The sequence below is a fragment of the Variovorax sp. P4_B11 genome (genome assembly GCF_056402355.1).
In genome coordinates, this window is record NZ_JBFUHO010000016.1 from 20,407 (window position 1) to 36,829 (window position 16,423).

Below are 16,423 nucleotides of genomic sequence, written 5' to 3' on the forward strand. Positions count from 1 at the left end.
GTGACGGGGGACGAAGAAAGGGCCGGATGGGCGGTGCTCGTTGTCGCCAGCCTGGGTGCGGCGTTGTGCTTCCTGAACCTCAGCGCGCTCAACGTGGCATTGCCGGCGGTTGCGCGTAGCCTCCAGGCTTCGCCATCGCAGGCGAGCTGGATCCTGCTGTCCTACATGCTGGTCAGTACCGTCTGCATCCTCAGCTTCGGAAGGCTGGCCGATCTGTGGGGGCGGCGGCAACTCTTCCTCGCGGGCTTGGGCCTCTTCGTGATCGCATGCGCGGCCTGTGCGGTCGCGACCAGCGTCGGCGCGATGCTGGTCTTTCGCGTCTGCCAGGCCGTGGGTGCGGCCGGTGTCATGGCCAACACCAGCGCATTGGTCGGCGACGCGTTCGGCCGCCAAAGGGTGGGCCTCGCGCTCGGCGTGCTCGCCATGGTGGCCGCCCTGGCGCAGGTCGCGGGGCCGCTGGCCGGCGGCTTCGTCGTGTCGTGGTGGGGCTGGCGCGTTCTCTTCATGCTGAACGTCCCGATCGGGCTTTGCGTGCTCGCTGGCTCGTGGCTGCTGCTGCCGAAGAGCGCGGCGGCCAAGGCCGAGCGCTTCGACCTGGCCGGCGCCGTGCTGTCGCTGGCCGGGATCGGCGGCGTGACCTATGCGCTCACGATGGCGGGGACACGCGGCTGGACCAGCACCCCCGTGTGGGCCTTCATGCTCGCCGGGCTTTGCGCCATCCTCGTGTTCGCCAGTGTGCAACAGCGCGTGGCGAGCCCCTTGGTCGACCCGGCGCTGTTCAGGGATCCGAGGCGTCGCATCGCCTACGCAGGCATTTTGCTGCTGTCGATGTCGCAGGCCGCGCCCCTGCTGCTTGTGGCCCTGTATCTCCAGGCCTGCGCGGGCCTGGCACCCTCGGAGGCGGGCCTGCGCATCGCGCCGGTCGCGCTGGGGATGTTGATGGCCGCTCCGGCGGCCGGCAGCCTGATGCGGCGCGTCACGCCCGACGTCATCTGTGTCGGAGGCATGCTGCTCGCCGGCGGCGCGCTGGCGCTGTTGGCAGCCGTGCTGCAACCGGCCATCGGTGCCGGGCAACTGGCCGTCTGCCTCTGGATGCTGGGCCTGGGCATCGGGAGCTTCGTGACACCGAACAACGCGTCGATTCTCCAGAGCGTGGTGCCCCAACGCCGGGGTATTGCGAACGGCGTCCGCTCGACGCTGCAAAACACCGGGATCATGGCGGGAACGGCCCTCACGTTGAGCGTGGCGCTGGCCAATCTGCCCTACAGCTCGCAGCGCATGATTCTTGGAAATGGCGGTTCAGGCCTCTCGGGCTTCGATGTCGCCGCATTCACTCAGGGTGCAAGAGCTGCTTTCGCAATGCTCGCTTCCCTTTGCTTTATGGGTGCAGCCCTGATCGCGAAGAACTGCCGCACGCCCCAGGTGGGACAACCCGCCTGAGGCGGGCGGCTTTCGAACGAGCTAGAACGGTCATGCAACCCTTAAGGTGCAACGGTTTCGTCGGATTGGAGCTTCACACCTGGCCTGCGGCCTCGGCCGCGAATCGCCCCGCGCGACGTCCAGAAACGAAAGCCCAGGCCAGGTGGTGGCCGTGGCCCTTGAGCAGCAAGCCGCCCTGACCGGTGGAGCCGGCCGCGTAGAGGCCAGGCAGCGGCTGGTCGTTAGCGTCGAGCACGCGGTGCCGCTGGTCCACCATCAGCCCGCCTTCGCTGTGGACGAACACCGAGCGCACCGGGCCGAGCGCCACGTAGGGGCCGGCACCGAGCGCGCGCACGCCACCTTCTCCGGCACTGCGCACGAGCGCCGCCGCGTCCATGCCCAGGCGCGCCGCCAGGGCCTCCAGCGTAGACGCCTCGGTGAACACGTCGGGCCGGTTGGGGCGGTAGTCGGGCATGGCCGGCGCGCCGCCCCGGTAGGGCACGTGCACGTAGTCGACCTTGGTCATGTAGCGGAACAGCCCTCGGTGTTCCGCCCGGTACTGGGTCAATTTCGGTGGGCGACGCTGGGTCAGTTTCGGTGAGCGCCAAAGCGCCGCGGGTCGAGGGCCGAACCGAGACCTCAAGCCGGCTGCCGGACTGGCGCTCGCTCCAGGGCCGGATTGTGGCCAATCACCAGCACGATCACGGCGCCGACCACCGCGCACGCGGCCAGAAACATGAGGCTGGCAAAGTCCCCGCCGGTCTGGTCCTTCAGCATGCCGAAGATCTTGGGGCCGAAGAAGCCACCGAGATTGCCGATCGAGTTGACCGCCGCGATGCCTGCGGCCGCCGCCGCGCCGCTCAGGTACGCCGTGGGCAGGGTCCAGAAGATCGGCAAGACCGCAAAGAAGCCGAAACCTGCGACACACAGAAAGGCCATCTTCATCGCCGGACCCGGTGTGACTGCCGCCAGAACGAGGCCGATCGCGATGATGCCGAGCGGAATCACGGCGTGCCACATGCGCTCACCCGTGGCGTCGGAGTGGCGACTCCACAGGATCATGCCGATGGCCCCTACGGCATAGGGCAGCGCGGTGATGAGTCCGATCTCGATGTTGCCGAGGCCTCCGAACGCCTTGACGATCTGCGGCAAGAAGAAGCTCAGGCCGTACTGCGGAATGTTGCAACCCATGTAGACAAAGCCGAAGGCGATCACGCGCGGGTTCAGCAGCGACTGCTTCCAGGACATGTGATGGATCGATTCGCGATTGGCGCGTTCCTGATCGAGCCGGCCCTGGAGCCATCCGCGCTCATCGGGCGCCAGCCATTTCGCATCAGCCGGACGGTCCGTGAGGTAGTACAAGACCGCAAAGGTCAGCAGCAAGGCGGGAACCGCCTCGATGATGAACATCCACTGCCAGCCCTTCAGGCCCCCCATGCCATCGAGATTGAGAAGCAACCCCGAGATAGGTGCGCCGATCACCGTCGAAATCGGGATCGCGAACATGAAGAGGCCCACGATGCGCGCGCGGTAGGCTGACGGAAACCAGAGTGTGAGGTAGAAGATGATGCCCGGGAAGAAGCCGGCTTCTGCCACCCCAAGGAGCAGCCGCACCAGGTTGAACGAGAACTCACCCTGCACGAATGCCTGCGCGCCGGTGATGAGGCCCCACGTGAACATGATGCGGGCGATCCACTTGCGCGCGCCGAACCTGTTCAGCGCCAGATTGCTCGGCACTTCGAAGAAGAAGTAGGCGACAAAGAAGATGCCGGCCGCGCCGCCGAATGCGGCTGCCGTCAGACCCAGGTCCTTGCTCATGCTGGCGCCGGCGAAACCGACATTGACCCGGTCCAGGTAGGCGACAAAGTAGCAAACCATCAAGAATGGCACCAGGCGCCAGGTCACTTTGGACATGGTGCGCTGCTCGAGCGTTGAATTCATTTCGTCTCCTTTTGTGGTGGTCTGACTTGCCAGATGCAAAAGTCGCCGCCCGAATGACCGATTCGGGCCGCGGTGCTTCAATGCGCGCTCTCTACTGTCCCGAGCCTGCGATCCTTTTCAACCAGCTCAGGCCGGCCGACGTCGAACCCTTTGGCCGGTATTCGCAGCCTATCCAGCCTTCGAACCCGAGTTCGTCGATCACGCTGAAAAGGTAGTCGTGGTTCAGTTCTCCCAAATCGGGCTCATGGCGCATCGGCACACCGGCGATCTGAAGGTGCCCGACCTGGCCAGTGGGCAGGTACTGCCGCAGCTTCATTGCGACGTCGCCCTCGACGATCTGCAAGTGATACAGGTCCATCTGCACCTTGAGGTTGGGCGCACCCACTTGCGCCACGATCGCGTGCGCCTCGTCCTGACGGTTCAGGAAGAAGCCGGGGATGTCGCGGGTGTTGATGGGCTCGATCAGCACGGTCACGCCGCGCGACGCGGCCTGTTGTGCGGCCCAGGCCAGGTTGGCCACATAGGTGCGTCGCAGCACCGCGCGGTCCGTGCCGGTAGGCGCCAGGCCCGCCATCAGGTGCACGCGCGGGCACTTCAAGACGGCGGCGTAGTCGAGCGCCCGCAGCGTCCCGTCACGAAATTCCGCTTCGCGCCCTGGCAGGCACGCCAAGCCGCGCTCGCCCGCGTCCCAATTGCCCGGCGGGGCATTGAACAGCACCTGCTGCAGACCGTTTTCCGTCAGGCGCTGCGCCAGCGTGTCGGCCGGGTAGGCGTAGGGAAACAGGTATTCGACGGCTTTGAACCCATCGCGCGCGGCGGCAGCAAAACGGTCCAGGAAGTCGTGCTCGTTGTAGAGCATCGAGAGGTTGGCGGCAAAACGGGGCATGGCAATGCTTTCTTGTTGCGGGTTACCAGCGCGCGCCGAATTGAACGCGCAGTTCATCGATCTGGGCCGGTGTAAGTGGCTCGGGGTGCGCCATCTGCCAGAGACGAGCGGTTTCTTCCAACTCTTCCAGCACCGCGCTGGCTTCGCCTGGTGAACGGTGCCAGACGTTGGGGCCCAGTCGCTCCAGCACGACGGCACGGATCGGCGTGCCCTTGGCGTGCATGGCTTCTATCGTGCGGGCCACCTCGTCGCCCGCGGCCGGGTCGCCCGGGCGGCGGTAGCGGATCAGCGGCACATGCCCCACCTTCATCACGAAGTAGGGCGTGATGGGCGGCACGATGTCGTCGCGGCTCCAAGCGCCGGCCAGCGTCAGCGCGACGAGGTGCGTCGAGTGGGTGTGGATCACGCAACGCGCGTCCGTGTCGGCAGCGTAGATGCGCCGGTGCAGGGCCAGGGTCTTGGAGGCGCGGTCACCTGCCATCTGCTGGCCACGGATGTCGACCTCGGCAAGACGCGCGGGATCGAGGTGGCCCAGGCAGGCGTCCGTGGGGGTGATCAGGTAGCCGGCGTCGGTGCGAACGCTGATGTTGCCGGCGGTCGCGTGCACATAGCCGCGTGCGTAAAGCGACGCACCGACACGGCAGATTTCTTCACGCAGCGCCGCCGTCATGCACCCGCCAGCACGGTGAATGCCTTGGTGAAGAAATCGTCGGTGCCGAAGTTGCCGGATTTCAGCGCCACGTGCACGGTCTCACCCGCGCAGGCCGGAGACTGCACCGCCGTCCACGGCACGCCGGGGTCGATCTGCGGGCCGATGAGCATTTGACGTACCCCCAGTTCGCGCACAACGGCACCGGAGGTTTCGCCCCCGGCAACCACCAGTTGTCGCACGCCGCGCGCCACCAGGCCTGCGGCGATGGCGGACAGCGCCTGTTCCACCATCTCACCGGCGCGTGCCACACCCAGTCGGGACTGCACCGACTTGACGCCGGCCGACTCGGCCGTGGCGTATACGAGCACGGGTCCATCCGCCATATGCTGACCGGCCCAGGCCAGGGCCTGGCCCGCTACGTCGTCACCGGCGGCGATGGCCAACGGGTCGATGGCGAAGCTGGGCCGTCCGCTGCGCTTGAAATGCAGCACCTGGGTGTTGGTGGCCAGCGAGCAGCTGCCGGACACCACCGCTTGCAGGCCCGTCGCCCGTGGCAACCGGTTGGCGCGCGAGGCGGCAGCGCCCTGCACGAGCTGCGGCCAGTTCTGCGGCAGACCGATGGCAATGCCGGAGCCGGCGGTGACCAGCGGCATGTCCTTCAGTGCCGCGCCGATGCGCATCAGGTCGTCGTTCGAGACGGCATCGACGATGGCAACGCGCACACCTTCGGCTTGCAATTCCGTGAAACGTTCGCGTATGGCCCGCGGGCCTCGGGCGACGGCGTCGTAGGCCACCAGGCCCACCTTGTGTCGAGTTTGCGCCTGCATCACGCGCACCAGGTTGGCGTCGGTCATGGGCGTGAGTGGGTGCTTGCGCATGCCGCTCTCGCTGAGCAATTGGTTGCCCACGAAAAGGTGGCCCTTGAAGACCGTGCGCTGGTTCTCCGGAAAGGCCGGGCAGGCGATGGTGAGGCCGCTGCCCGGCAGATCGGCAAGCGCATCCAGCAGCGCATCGGTGACGGGGCCGATGTTGCCGTCGGGGGTCGAATCGAAGGTGGAACAATATTTGAAATAGACCTGCTGCACCCCCTGCGCCCGCAACCAGCGCAGCGCTTCCAGCGATTGCGCCACGGCTTCAGCCGGCGCAATCGTGCGCGACTTCAGGGCGACCACGATGGCGTTGGCGTCGACGGCCGATGCGGCGTCTTCGGGTACACCGATGGTCTGCACCGTGCGCATGCCCCCGCGCACCAGGTTGTTGGCGAGGTCGGTGGCGCCGGTGAAGTCGTCGGCGATGCAGCCCAGCAATGGCTTGCTCATGGCTCAGCCTTTCCGTGGCGGCTCGGGCAGCTCGATGCCGGGGAAGATCTTGATGACCGCGCTGTCATCTTCCTTGGCGTAGCCCGCGGTCGAGGCTTGCATGAACATCTGGTGCGCCGTGCTGGCCAGCGGCAACGGGAATTTGCTGGCGCGGGCCGTGTCCAGCACCAGCCCCAGGTCCTTGACGACGATGTCGACGGCGGAGAGCGGGGTGTAGTCGGCCTTCAGCACATGGGCCATGCGGTTCTCGAACATCCAGCTGTTGCCCGCGCTGTGGGTGATGACCTCATACAACGCTTCGGCGTTCACGCCTTCGCGCAGGCCCAGTGCCATGGCTTCGGCCGCGCCAGCAATGTGCACGCCCGCCAGCAGCTGATTGATGATCTTCACCTTGCTGCCATTGCCGGCCTGGCCGCCGAGCCGATAGACCTTGGCCGCCATCGCGTCCAGCGCCTCGCCGCAGGCGGTGTAGGCGGCGGGCTTGCCGGCCGTCATCATGGTCATCTCGCCGGAGGCCGCCTTTGCGGCGCCGCCCGAGATCGGCGCATCGAGGTAGAGCAAGCCCTTTTCCTCCAGCCGGCCCTCGAGCGCGATGGACCAGTTCGGGTCCACCGTCGAGCACATCACGAACACGCTGCCCGGCGCCATGGCGGCGGCCGCCCCCTCCGGCCCGAACAGCACGGTCTCGGTCTGCTGGGCATTCACCACGACTGAAACCACGGTCTGGCAGGCCTTGGCCAGTTCCGCCGGCGTCGCGCAGGCCACGCCTCCTTCGCTCGCAAAGGCATCTGCCGCGCCCGGCCGCGCATCGCACACGTGCACGTTGTAGCCGGCGCGCCGTAACGACCTGGCCATGCCCGAACCCATGGCTCCCAGGCCGACGACGCCGATCTTGTTCATGAAATTTCTCCTCAACGGTTGACCGAGGTGGAAGTTGTTGTTTGCGTTAACAATTAATTATTTAACGATTGTTAGCGTGAACATATTGGCAATAACCCTGATTGCGGCCTTTGCCCGTCATCCACGACAGGCCCGTGACGGCGGCCGTCCAGCCCAATGGCCTGCCGCTATGCTCGGGGTGTATCGGGCCGTGGTGCCGTGTATTGACAACGATGGATCCAGTCTGATGACGATCGACGAACGGGACGCGAGCGGCCCTGCCACCTTGTCCGAAGTGGCGCGTCTGGCCGGCGTGAGCGCCATGACCGTCTCGCGCGTGTTGCATAGCCACGCCAACGTTTCCGCACGGACCCGCGCCAAGGTGCAGGCCGCCGTGGTGGCGCTCGGCTACGTGCCCAACCAACTGGCCGGTGCGCTGGTCACGGCCAAGACGCGGCTGATGGCTGTGATCATCCCGTCGCTGGGCAACATTGTGTTTCCCGAAGTGCTGCGCGGCGCCAACGAACGGTTCGAGGCCGCCGGTTACCAGGCCGTGATCGGGGTCTCGGACTACAACCTGGACCGCGAAGAGCAACTCATCGCGGCCATGCAATCCTGGCGCCCCTCGGGCTGGATCGTGACCGGGCTCGAGCACACACCGCGCGCACGCCAGATACTGCGCGAGGCCCGCAGCCCCGTGGTGGAGGTGATGGATGTTGACGGAAACCCCATCGACATGGCGGTGGGCTTCTCCAACGTTGGCGCGGGCCGCGACATGGGCGCCTACCTGGTGGACAGTGGACGGCGCCGCATCGGCTACGTGGGCGGTCATCTCGAGCGCGATCTGCGCGCGGCCAAACGGCTTCAAGGTTTTGTGCAGGCGCTCGAGGAGCGCGGCGTGTCACTACAGGGTCAGTTCACCGCCGACGAGCCCTCCTCGCTGCTCCTGGGCCGTGCGGGCCTGGCGCACCTGCTGGCGCAGCACCCGGACCTGGATGCCGTGTACTTCTCCAACGACGACATGGCCGTGGGCGGGCTGATGCATTGCATGGCCGCCGGCATTGCCGTGCCGGGCCGGCTCGCAGTGGCGGGTTTCAATGGTCTGGAAATTGGCGAAGCAGTGCCGCAGAGGCTGACGACGATACGTTCTCCCCGCTACCGAATCGGCCAGTTGGCGGCGGAGAACATTCTGGCCACGCTTGCCGGCGAAACACCCCGGCGGCGCGAGGACGTGGGGTGTGAATTCATCGCCGGCCAAACGGCGTAGCAATCGATGTAGTGACGTGGCACTCAACTGATTGCGGGTTTCGATCGGATCGAGTTCATCCCGGTCGCGGGAGTGACGTAGTTCCACGCGGGACGGAACAGTTGAGGGAGAAAGCGGCCTGCGTTTGACCATCAAGTCGATACCCTCCCGTCTGAGAAAGTCGTAGAGCCACCCGATGGCCCTGAGGGATTGCTCGATCGTGGATTCGGATCGGCCCTTCATGCGCCCCGTCGTCAGAGCGTATATGGAGGGTAAGAAGAGCGGCGTGCCGGAGCCCCGGTCCAGCAGACGGGCAGGCGCTCTCCTGAACGCAAGACAAGCATGTGGACATGATTGCTTGTCTCCATTTTGTCTACATGAGCGCCAGTTCCATGACAAGCGGCGTCTACAAAAAACGTGGCACAAAAGTAAAGAGCCGGTTCTCGATGAGAACCGGCTCCTTTATTGACAAATCAGTTCAAGTCCAGACTAGAACGGAATGTCGTCGTCCATGTCGTCGAAGCCCGACGACGACTTGGCCGGTGCCTGGCGTGGAGCCGGCGCGGCCGCAGGCGCGCGCGGAGCGGCTGCGGGCGGACGCGAATAGCCACCGCCGCCGCCACCACCCTGCGAGTAGCCGCCGTCGTCGTCCCCGCCCGAAGGACCGCCCTGGCCCTGGCGGCTGCCGAGCATCTGCATCTGGTCGACGCGGATGTCGGTGGCGTATTTCTCGACGCCGTCCTTGTCGTTGTACTTGCGGGTGCGGATCTGGCCTTCGACGTAGATCTGCGAGCCCTTGCGCAGGTACTGCGCGGCGATTTCGGCCAGCCGGCCGTTGAACACCAGGCGATGCCACTCGGTGGCCTCGCGCATCTCGCCGCTCTGCTTGTCCTTCCACTTGTCGGTGGTGGCCAGGGTCACGTTGCAGACCTGGTCGCCGCTGGGAAAGGTGCGGGTTTCGGGATCGCGTCCCAGATTGCCGACGAGGATGACTTTGTTGACCGATGCCATATGCACTGCCCCTGATGAATGGATGAAGGAGAAGGAAAACCGGAGATTGTGCCGCATGCGCGAGGCCGGAGGCCCGCCTCGGAACCATCCGCACCGGAAACGGGAGGAAACCGCCCCCAGGCTCGGAAACCGCCCAGGACTTATCATGTCCGGTTGTCCAAAATCGACCGCCCCGTGAAATTCCCCCCCGAAGACGCCTACCTCGGCGCCGTGCTGGCGCAGCAGCGCATCAGCATCCGCGGCGCACGCACGCACAACCTCAAGAACGTCGACCTGGACATCCCGCGCAACAAGCTGGTGGTGATCACCGGCCTGTCGGGCTCGGGCAAGTCGAGCCTGGCCTTCGACACGCTCTATGCCGAGGGCCAGCGCCGCTACGTCGAGAGCCTGTCGGCCTATGCGCGGCAGTTCCTGCAGCTGATGGACAAGCCGGACGTCGACATGATCGAGGGCCTGTCGCCGGCGATCAGCATCGAGCAGAAGGCGACCAGCCACAACCCGCGCTCCACAGTGGGCACGGTGACCGAGATCCACGACTACCTGCGCCTGCTGTACGCCCGCGCCGGCACGCCCTACTGCCCCGAACACCACCTGCCGCTGCAGGCGCAGACCGTGTCGCAGATGGTGGATGCCGTACTGGCGATTCCGGACGAGCCGCGCCTGATGATCCTGGCGCCGGTGGCGCGCGAGAAGAAGGGCGAGTTCTTGGAGCTGTTCGCCGAGATGCAGGCCCAGGGCTACATCCGCTTCCGGGTCGACGGCCAGACCTATGAGTACAACGACCTGCCCAAGCTCAAGAAGACCGAGAAGCACGACATCGACGTCGTGATCGACCGCCTGCGCGCGCGCCCCGACATGCAGCAGCGCCTGGCCGAGAGCTTCGAGGCCGCGCTGCGGTTGGCCGACGGCCGCGCGATCGCGCTCGAGATGGAGGCGCCCGCGGCCGAAGGCAGCGCGCCCGCCGCGCCGCAGGAACACCTGTTCAACGCCAAGTTCGCCTGCCCGATCTGCCACTACTCGCTGGCTGAGCTCGAGCCGCGGCTGTTCTCGTTCAATTCGCCCGTCGGCGCCTGCCCGAGCTGCGATGGCCTCGGGCACCGCGAGTTCTTCGATCCGGCGCGGGTGGTCGCCTTCCCGTCGCTGAGCCTCGCGAGCGGCGCCGTCAAGGGCTGGGACCGGCGCAACGGCTACTACTTCAGCATGCTGGAGAGCGTGGCCAAGCACTACAAGTTCGACGTCGACAAGCCCTTCGAGGAGCTGCCCGCCTCGGTCCAGCAGACGGTGCTGCACGGCTCGGCGCAGGAAGAGATCAAGTTCAGCTACGTGATGGACAGCGGCCAGCAGGCCGGCAAGAAGCTGGTGCGCAAGCATCCCTTCGAAGGAATCATCCCGAACATGGCGCGGCGCTACCGCGAGACCGACTCGACGATGGTGCGGGAAGACCTCTCGCGCTTTCGCAACATGCAGCCCTGCCCCGACTGCGAAGGCTCGCGCCTGCGGCCCGAGGCGCGCAACGTGTTCCTGGTCGACGAATCCGGGCCCGAGCCGAAGCGCATGGCGATCTACGAGGTCAGCCGCGCCACGCTGCGCGACAGCCTGGCCTACTTCCAGCAGCTGCAGCTGCGCGGCGCCAAGGCCGAGATCGCCGACAAGGTGGTGCGCGAGATCGGCCTCAGGCTCAAGTTCCTCAACGACGTCGGCCTCAACTACCTGAGCCTGGACCGCAGCGCAGAGACGCTGTCGGGCGGCGAGGCGCAGCGCATCCGGCTGGCCTCGCAGATCGGCTCGGGCCTGACGGGCGTGATGTACGTGCTCGACGAGCCCAGCATCGGCCTGCACCAGCGCGACAACGACCGCCTGATCGGCACGCTGCGCCACCTGCGCGACATCGGCAACAGCGTGATCGTGGTCGAGCACGACGAGGACATGATCCACGCGGCCGACCACGTGATCGACATGGGGCCGGGCGCCGGCGTCCACGGCGGCCGAGTGATGGCGCAGGGCAGCTACGCCGAAGTCGCGGCCCACCCGGACTCGCTGACCGGTCAGTACCTGTCAGGCGCCAAGAAGATCGACGTGCCCCAGCGCCGTACGCCGTGGCTGCCGGTGGTGGCGACCGCGGCCTTCCACGGAGGCAAGAAGCCGCCGCGCTTTCCGCCCAGTCCCGCAGCCGAGCGGCGCGCGGCGCGCGAGGCCGCGCATCTGGCCTCGCAGAGCGACCTGCAGGAAATCCGCGTCATCGGCGCCACCGGCAACAACCTCCAGGACGTGAGCGTGGCCTTCCCGGTCGGCCTGCTGACCTGCGTGACCGGCGTCTCGGGCTCGGGCAAGTCGACGCTGGTCAACGACACGCTCTACAGCACGGTCGCGCGCACGCTGTACCGCGCCCACGAGGAGCCGGCCGCGCACGTGGGCGTAGAGGGCATCGAGTACTTCGACAAGGTGATCAACGTCGACCAGTCGCCGATCGGCCGCACGCCGCGCAGCAACCCGGCGACCTACACGGGACTCTTCACGCCGATCCGCGAGCTGATGGCCGAGACCAACACCGCGCGCGAGCGCGGCTACGGACCGGGCCGCTTCAGCTTCAACGTCGCGGGCGGCCGCTGCGAGGCCTGCCAGGGCGACGGCGTGGTCAAGGTCGAGATGCACTTCCTGCCCGACGTCTACGTGCCCTGCGAGGTCTGCCACGGCCAGCGCTACAACCGCGAGACGCTCGAGGTGCTCTACAAGGGCCGCAACATCGCGCAGATCCTCGACATGACGGTCGAGACCGCGCACGACTTCCTGCGTGCGGTGCCGACCATCGAGCGCAAGCTGCGCACCCTGCTCGACGTCGGCCTCTCCTACATCAAGCTGGGCCAGTCGGCGACCACGCTGTCGGGCGGTGAAGCGCAAAGAGTCAAGCTCGCGCTCGAGCTCAGCAAGCGCGACACCGGCCGTACGCTCTACATCCTCGACGAGCCGACCACCGGGCTGCACTTCGCCGACATCGAACTGCTGCTCAAGGTGCTGCACCAGCTGCGCGATGCCGGCAACACGATCGTGGTGATCGAGCACAACCTCGACGTCATCAAAACCGCCGACTGGGTGATCGACATGGGCCCCGAGGGCGGGGCCGGCGGCGGCACCGTGGTGGGCGTGGGCACGCCGGAGAACATCGCCGCCAACGAGGCCAGCCACACCGGGCGCTACCTCAAGCGCTTGCTGGGCTGAGGCTCGCGCCCAGGCAGCGCCGCGCCGGGTCGGCGACGCGTGCGGCGCCGGCGCCATGACCTGCAAGGTCATCGACGCCGCGCAGGCGCCGCGCGACATTGGAGGCCAGCCGGAACCAGGGTGGTGCCGGCAGCCACCAGGCCGACCCTCCAAGGCCAACGAAAGCGCATCATGACCGGCTTCGACATTCTCCCCCTCGCAGTGGCCCTCCTCATCGGCATCGCCGCCGTGGGTTCGTGCATCGGCATCGGCATCGTGGGTGCGAAGCTGCTGGAGGGCACGGCGCGGCAACCCGAGCTCAAGGACACGCTGCAGACGCTGTTCTTCCTGATCGCCGGCGTCACCGACAGCGCCTTCATCATCGCCACCGGCATTGGCCTCTGGTTCGCGACCGCCAACCCGTTCAGGTAGCGGCTGCGGCGCAGTCAGCGCTGTCCGATGCGGGCGTCCCCGAACAAGGCCTTCAGCTCGCGCGGCTGCGAGCGCCAGTACTGCGGCGGGGCCTCGACCTGGGCCCCGAGTTCGGCGGCGGCGCGCCAGGGCCAGTGGGGCTCGAACAGGATCGCGCGGGCCAGCGCCACCAGATCGGACTGGCCGGCCGCGACGATCGCTTCGGCCTGTTGCGGCTCGGTGACCAGTCCGACCGCGACGGTCGGCATGCCGACGGCGCGCTTGATCTGCGCGGCCAGCGGCACCTGGTAGCCGGGGCCGACCGGGATCTTCTGCTGCGGCGAGACGCCGCCCGACGAGACATGGATGAAGCTGCAGCCGCGCTGCTCGAGCCCCCGGGCGAAGGCGATGCTCTGGTCGACGTCCCAGCCGCCCTCGACCCAGTCGGTGGCCGAGATGCGGACCCCGACCGGCATGCGCTGCGGCACGGCGGCGCGCACGGCCTCGAAGACCTCGAGCGGAAAGCGCATGCGCTGGTCGAGGGAGCCGCCGAAATCGTCCTCGCGGCGATTCGCGATCGGCGACAGGAACTGGTGCAGCAGGTAGCCGTGCGCCGCGTGCAGCTCGATGGCATCGAGCCCGAGCGCATCGGCGCGCTGCGCCGCCCGCACGAAGGCCGCCTTGACGCGCGCCAGGCCGTCGGCATTGAGCGCCACGGGCGGGGGCTCGCCGGGCGCGTGCGGCAGGGCCGAAGGCGCGACCGTCTGCCAGGCGCCCTGCGCCGGCGCCAGGCACTGGCCGCCGTCCCACGGCACATGGCTGGACGCCTTGCGCCCCGCGTGGCCGAGCTGGATCGCGACCGGGATGCGCGAATGCCGCCGGATGGCCGCCAGCACCCGCGCCAGCGCCGCCTGGTTGTCGTCGCTGTAGAGGCCGAGGTCGCCGAGCGTGATGCGCCCGAGGGCCTCGACCGCGGTCGCCTCGATGATCAGCAGCCCGGCGCCCGACAGCGCGAGCTGCCCCAGATGGATCAGGTGCCAGTCGAGCGCATTGCCGTCCGCGGCCGAGTACTGGCACATCGGCGCGATCACGATGCGGTTGCGCAGCCCCAGCGGGCCGAGCGCGAAGGGCGAGAACAGAGAACTCATGCGCTTTCAGGGCGCCGCACCCGCAGCATGCCCTCCTGGGCGGTCGAAGCGACCAGCCGGCCGTCGCGCGCGAAGATGCTGCCACGGCACAAGCCGCGGGCGCCGCTCGCGCTCGGCGAATCGAGGCTGTAGAGCAGCCAGTCGTCGAGCCGGAAGTCGCGATGGAACCACATCGCATGGTCGAGGCTCGCGGGACGCACCTGGCCGCTCATGAAGCTGAGCCCGTGGGGCCGCATGGCCGCGCCCAGCAGACCATGGTCCGAGGCATAGGCCAGCAGCGCGCGATGCACGTTGGGGTCGTCGGGCAGCGCGGCGATGGCGCGCATCCAGAGCGCGCTCTCGGCCGGCCGCGCCTCGGGCGCCAGCAGGTCGTCGGGGTCGACCCGGCGGTACTCCAGGCCGTGCGGCGCCAGGCCCTTGACGCGCCAGCGCGCGGGCAGGCGCTCGCCCATCGTGAGGCGCTGCTCGAGTTCGCTCGCCAGGCCCTGCGGGCCGGCCGCGGCGGGCATCGGCAGCTGGTGCTCGATGCCGTCGTCGACGGTCTGGAACGAGGCCGACATCTCGAAGATGATGCGCTCGCCCTGGCGCGCCACCACATGGCGGGTGGTGAAGCTGCGGCCGTCACGCACGCGGTCGACCGCATACTCGATCGGCGCATGCTCGCCGGGCAGCAGGAAATAGGCGTGCAGCGAATGGGCCGGCCGGTCGGCTTCGACCGTGCGGCTGGCGGCCATCAGGGCCTGGCCGAGCACCTGGCCGCCGAAGACGGCGGGGGTGCCGATGTCCTCGCTCTGGGCCAGGAAGCGGTCGTCGCCCAGGGGTTCGAGGCGCATCAGCGCGACCAGGTCGGCGACGACGCGGGCGGCGGTGGAAGGATCAATCATCGGGGAGGCCGGAAAATGGGAGCCTGCCACGATAGCAAAGACCCGGCCGCCGCGCTGTCCCGCGGCTGTCAGGCGATGTTCAGCGGTCCAGGTCGACGCCGTTGGCCGCCAGCTTGCGCTGCAGCGCCGGCACCTCGACCTCGGCGAAGCGGCCGGCGCCCAGTGCCGCTGCGGCAGTGCCCGCGGCCTGCCCCATCACGAAGCAGCCGCCGCTGGCGCGCGCGGCCGACTGGCCCTCGTGGGTCATCGAGGCGCAGCGGCCGGCCACCAGCAGGTTGTCGACCCCGCGCGGCACCAGCATGCGCCAGGGCAGCTGGTTGAAGGTGCGCCGCTGGTCGCGCGGAAAGGCCCACTCGATCCGGCCCGCCGCGTGCATCTCCATCGGCCAGGCGTTGATGCCGATGCTGTCGTCGAAGCGCGCCGACGACAGGATGTCTTCGCCGGACAGGGCGTACAGCCCCTCGATGCGCCGGGTCTCGCGGATCCCGACCTGGGGCGCGATCTCGACGATGGCCGACTGCTCGAAGCCCGGCACCTCGGCCTTGAGAAAACGGAAGAACTCGCCGATCTGGCGCCGGCCCTCGACCTCGCCGTCGCTGAGCTGGCGGGCATCGACGCCGTTCATCGCGCCGCCTTCCGCATTGCGGATCTGCGTCACGTTGGCGCGCCATTCGCGCGGGTCGATCTGCGGGCGCAGGATGGCGCCCTCGCGCGGAAAGCGGTAGGCGTTCGGGTCGCGCTCGCGCGCCTGCGCCATCAGGTCGTTGATGGCCTTGAACTCGCCGACCGCGGCCAGCGCGCGCGCCGCCTCGACGTGGCCGACCCGGAACATGGTCGAGGGAAACAGGCCGCTGCCCAGGCCATCGCCGACCGCGAAGGGCACGCCGGCGAAGGCCGCGACATCGGCATCGCCGCTGCCGTCGACGAAGGCATTGGCGCGGATCGCCTGACGGCCCGACTTGGTCTCGACCACCAGCGCCGCGATCCGATCGCCGTCCATCACGACGGCCGCGGCCAGCGCATGGAACAAGAGGTGCACGCCGGCGTCCAGCAGCAGCTGGTCGGCCGCGCACTTGTAGATCGAGGTGTCGTAGGAGCGCACGCGGATGCGGCCCTGCAGGCCATCCTGCGGCTGGTTGAGGCCGCCGAGCGCATCGATGCGCGCCAGCAGTTCGTCGGCCACGCCATGCACCAGCTGCGTCATCTGGCCGTCGCGCTTGCCGTAGAGACCGGCGAAATTGGTCACGCCGCCGGCGGTGCCCATGCCGCCGAGGAAGCCGTAGCGCTCCACCAGCAGCGTGCGGGCGCCGTGGCGCGCCGCGCTCACCGCGGCCGCGATGCCGGCCGGCCCGCCGCCGACCACCACGACGTCGTAGTCGCCGAAGACCGGCAGATCGCGCGCAGGTTCGCGAAGGACATCGTTCATTTTGCT

14 protein-coding genes are annotated in these 16,423 nt (G+C 67.9%); 4 read left to right on the top strand and 10 right to left on the bottom strand.

Annotated features, from left to right (window positions below; genetic code table 11):
• Entirely contained in the window at positions 1–1,440 is a 1,440-nt protein-coding gene (locus tag AC1DYD_RS16275; protein WP_478173783.1) for an MFS transporter, read from the top strand.
• Positions 1,441–1,513: 73 nt separating this feature from the next.
• Here AC1DYD_RS16275 and AC1DYD_RS16280 read toward each other — a convergent pair whose 3' ends face one another.
• The 6 genes from AC1DYD_RS16280 to ltnD form a co-directional block, all read right to left on the bottom strand.
• Entirely contained in the window at positions 1,514–1,945 is a 432-nt protein-coding gene (locus AC1DYD_RS16280; protein ID WP_478173784.1) for an FAD-binding protein, read from the bottom strand.
• Between the two features lie 113 nt (positions 1,946–2,058).
• The gene (locus AC1DYD_RS16285; RefSeq protein ID WP_478173785.1) at positions 2,059–3,360 is read right to left on the bottom strand and encodes an MFS transporter; all 1,302 of its coding nucleotides are present in this window, start codon (positions 3,358–3,360) and stop codon (positions 2,059–2,061) included.
• A gap of 91 nt (positions 3,361–3,451) precedes the next feature.
• A complete protein-coding gene (gene otnI, locus AC1DYD_RS16290) occupies positions 3,452–4,246 on the bottom strand; it encodes a 2-oxo-tetronate isomerase (protein ID WP_478173786.1) in 795 nt (264 codons plus the stop codon).
• 22 nt (positions 4,247–4,268) lie between these two features.
• Positions 4,269–4,916: a class II aldolase/adducin family protein gene (locus AC1DYD_RS16295; RefSeq protein ID WP_478173787.1), complete on the bottom strand. Its 648-nt coding sequence runs from the start codon at positions 4,914–4,916 to the stop codon at positions 4,269–4,271.
• Complete coding sequence (gene otnK / locus AC1DYD_RS16300; protein WP_478173788.1) at positions 4,913–6,217, bottom strand: 3-oxo-tetronate kinase; 1,305 nt, start codon at positions 6,215–6,217, stop codon at positions 4,913–4,915. Before otnK ends, AC1DYD_RS16295 begins: the two co-directional genes overlap by 4 nt.
• A 3-nt stretch (positions 6,218–6,220) precedes the next feature.
• Positions 6,221–7,117, bottom strand: coding sequence for an L-threonate dehydrogenase (gene ltnD, locus AC1DYD_RS16305; protein WP_478173789.1), 897 nt, complete (start codon positions 7,115–7,117; stop codon positions 6,221–6,223).
• Positions 7,118–7,343: 226 nt separating this feature from the next.
• Here ltnD and AC1DYD_RS16310 point away from each other — a divergent pair, with 226 nt between their 5' ends.
• The gene (locus AC1DYD_RS16310) at positions 7,344–8,363 is read left to right on the top strand and encodes a LacI family DNA-binding transcriptional regulator (protein WP_478173790.1); all 1,020 of its coding nucleotides are present in this window, start codon (positions 7,344–7,346) and stop codon (positions 8,361–8,363) included.
• Between the two features lie 468 nt (positions 8,364–8,831).
• Here the strand turns inward: AC1DYD_RS16310 and ssb are convergent, their stop codons facing one another.
• Complete coding sequence (gene ssb / locus AC1DYD_RS16315; RefSeq protein ID WP_478173791.1) at positions 8,832–9,353, bottom strand: single-stranded DNA-binding protein; 522 nt, start codon at positions 9,351–9,353, stop codon at positions 8,832–8,834.
• 174 nt (positions 9,354–9,527) lie between these two features.
• Here ssb and uvrA point away from each other — a divergent pair, with 174 nt between their 5' ends.
• Entirely contained in the window at positions 9,528–12,569 is a 3,042-nt protein-coding gene (gene uvrA, locus AC1DYD_RS16320; RefSeq protein ID WP_478173792.1) for an excinuclease ABC subunit UvrA, read from the top strand.
• Between the two features lie 171 nt (positions 12,570–12,740).
• Positions 12,741–12,980, top strand: coding sequence for a F0F1 ATP synthase subunit C (gene atpE, locus AC1DYD_RS16325; protein WP_478173793.1), 240 nt, complete (start codon positions 12,741–12,743; stop codon positions 12,978–12,980).
• A gap of 14 nt (positions 12,981–12,994) precedes the next feature.
• Here atpE and AC1DYD_RS16330 read toward each other — a convergent pair whose 3' ends face one another.
• The 3 genes from AC1DYD_RS16330 to AC1DYD_RS16340 all read right to left on the bottom strand — a co-directional run bounded on the left by AC1DYD_RS16330 (position 12,995) and on the right by AC1DYD_RS16340 (position 16,417).
• Positions 12,995–14,107 carry an NADH:flavin oxidoreductase/NADH oxidase gene (locus AC1DYD_RS16330; protein ID WP_478173794.1) on the bottom strand — a complete coding sequence of 371 codons (1,113 nt, stop codon included), beginning with the start codon at positions 14,105–14,107 and terminating at the stop codon, positions 12,995–12,997.
• Entirely contained in the window at positions 14,104–14,991 is an 888-nt protein-coding gene (locus tag AC1DYD_RS16335) for an acyl-CoA thioesterase (RefSeq protein WP_478173795.1), read from the bottom strand. The genes AC1DYD_RS16330 and AC1DYD_RS16335 overlap by 4 nt, the downstream gene beginning before the upstream one ends.
• Positions 14,992–15,070: 79 nt before the next feature.
• The gene (locus tag AC1DYD_RS16340; protein WP_478173796.1) at positions 15,071–16,417 is read right to left on the bottom strand and encodes an FAD-dependent oxidoreductase; all 1,347 of its coding nucleotides are present in this window, start codon (positions 16,415–16,417) and stop codon (positions 15,071–15,073) included.
• Between the last annotated feature and the right edge of the window lie 6 nt (positions 16,418–16,423).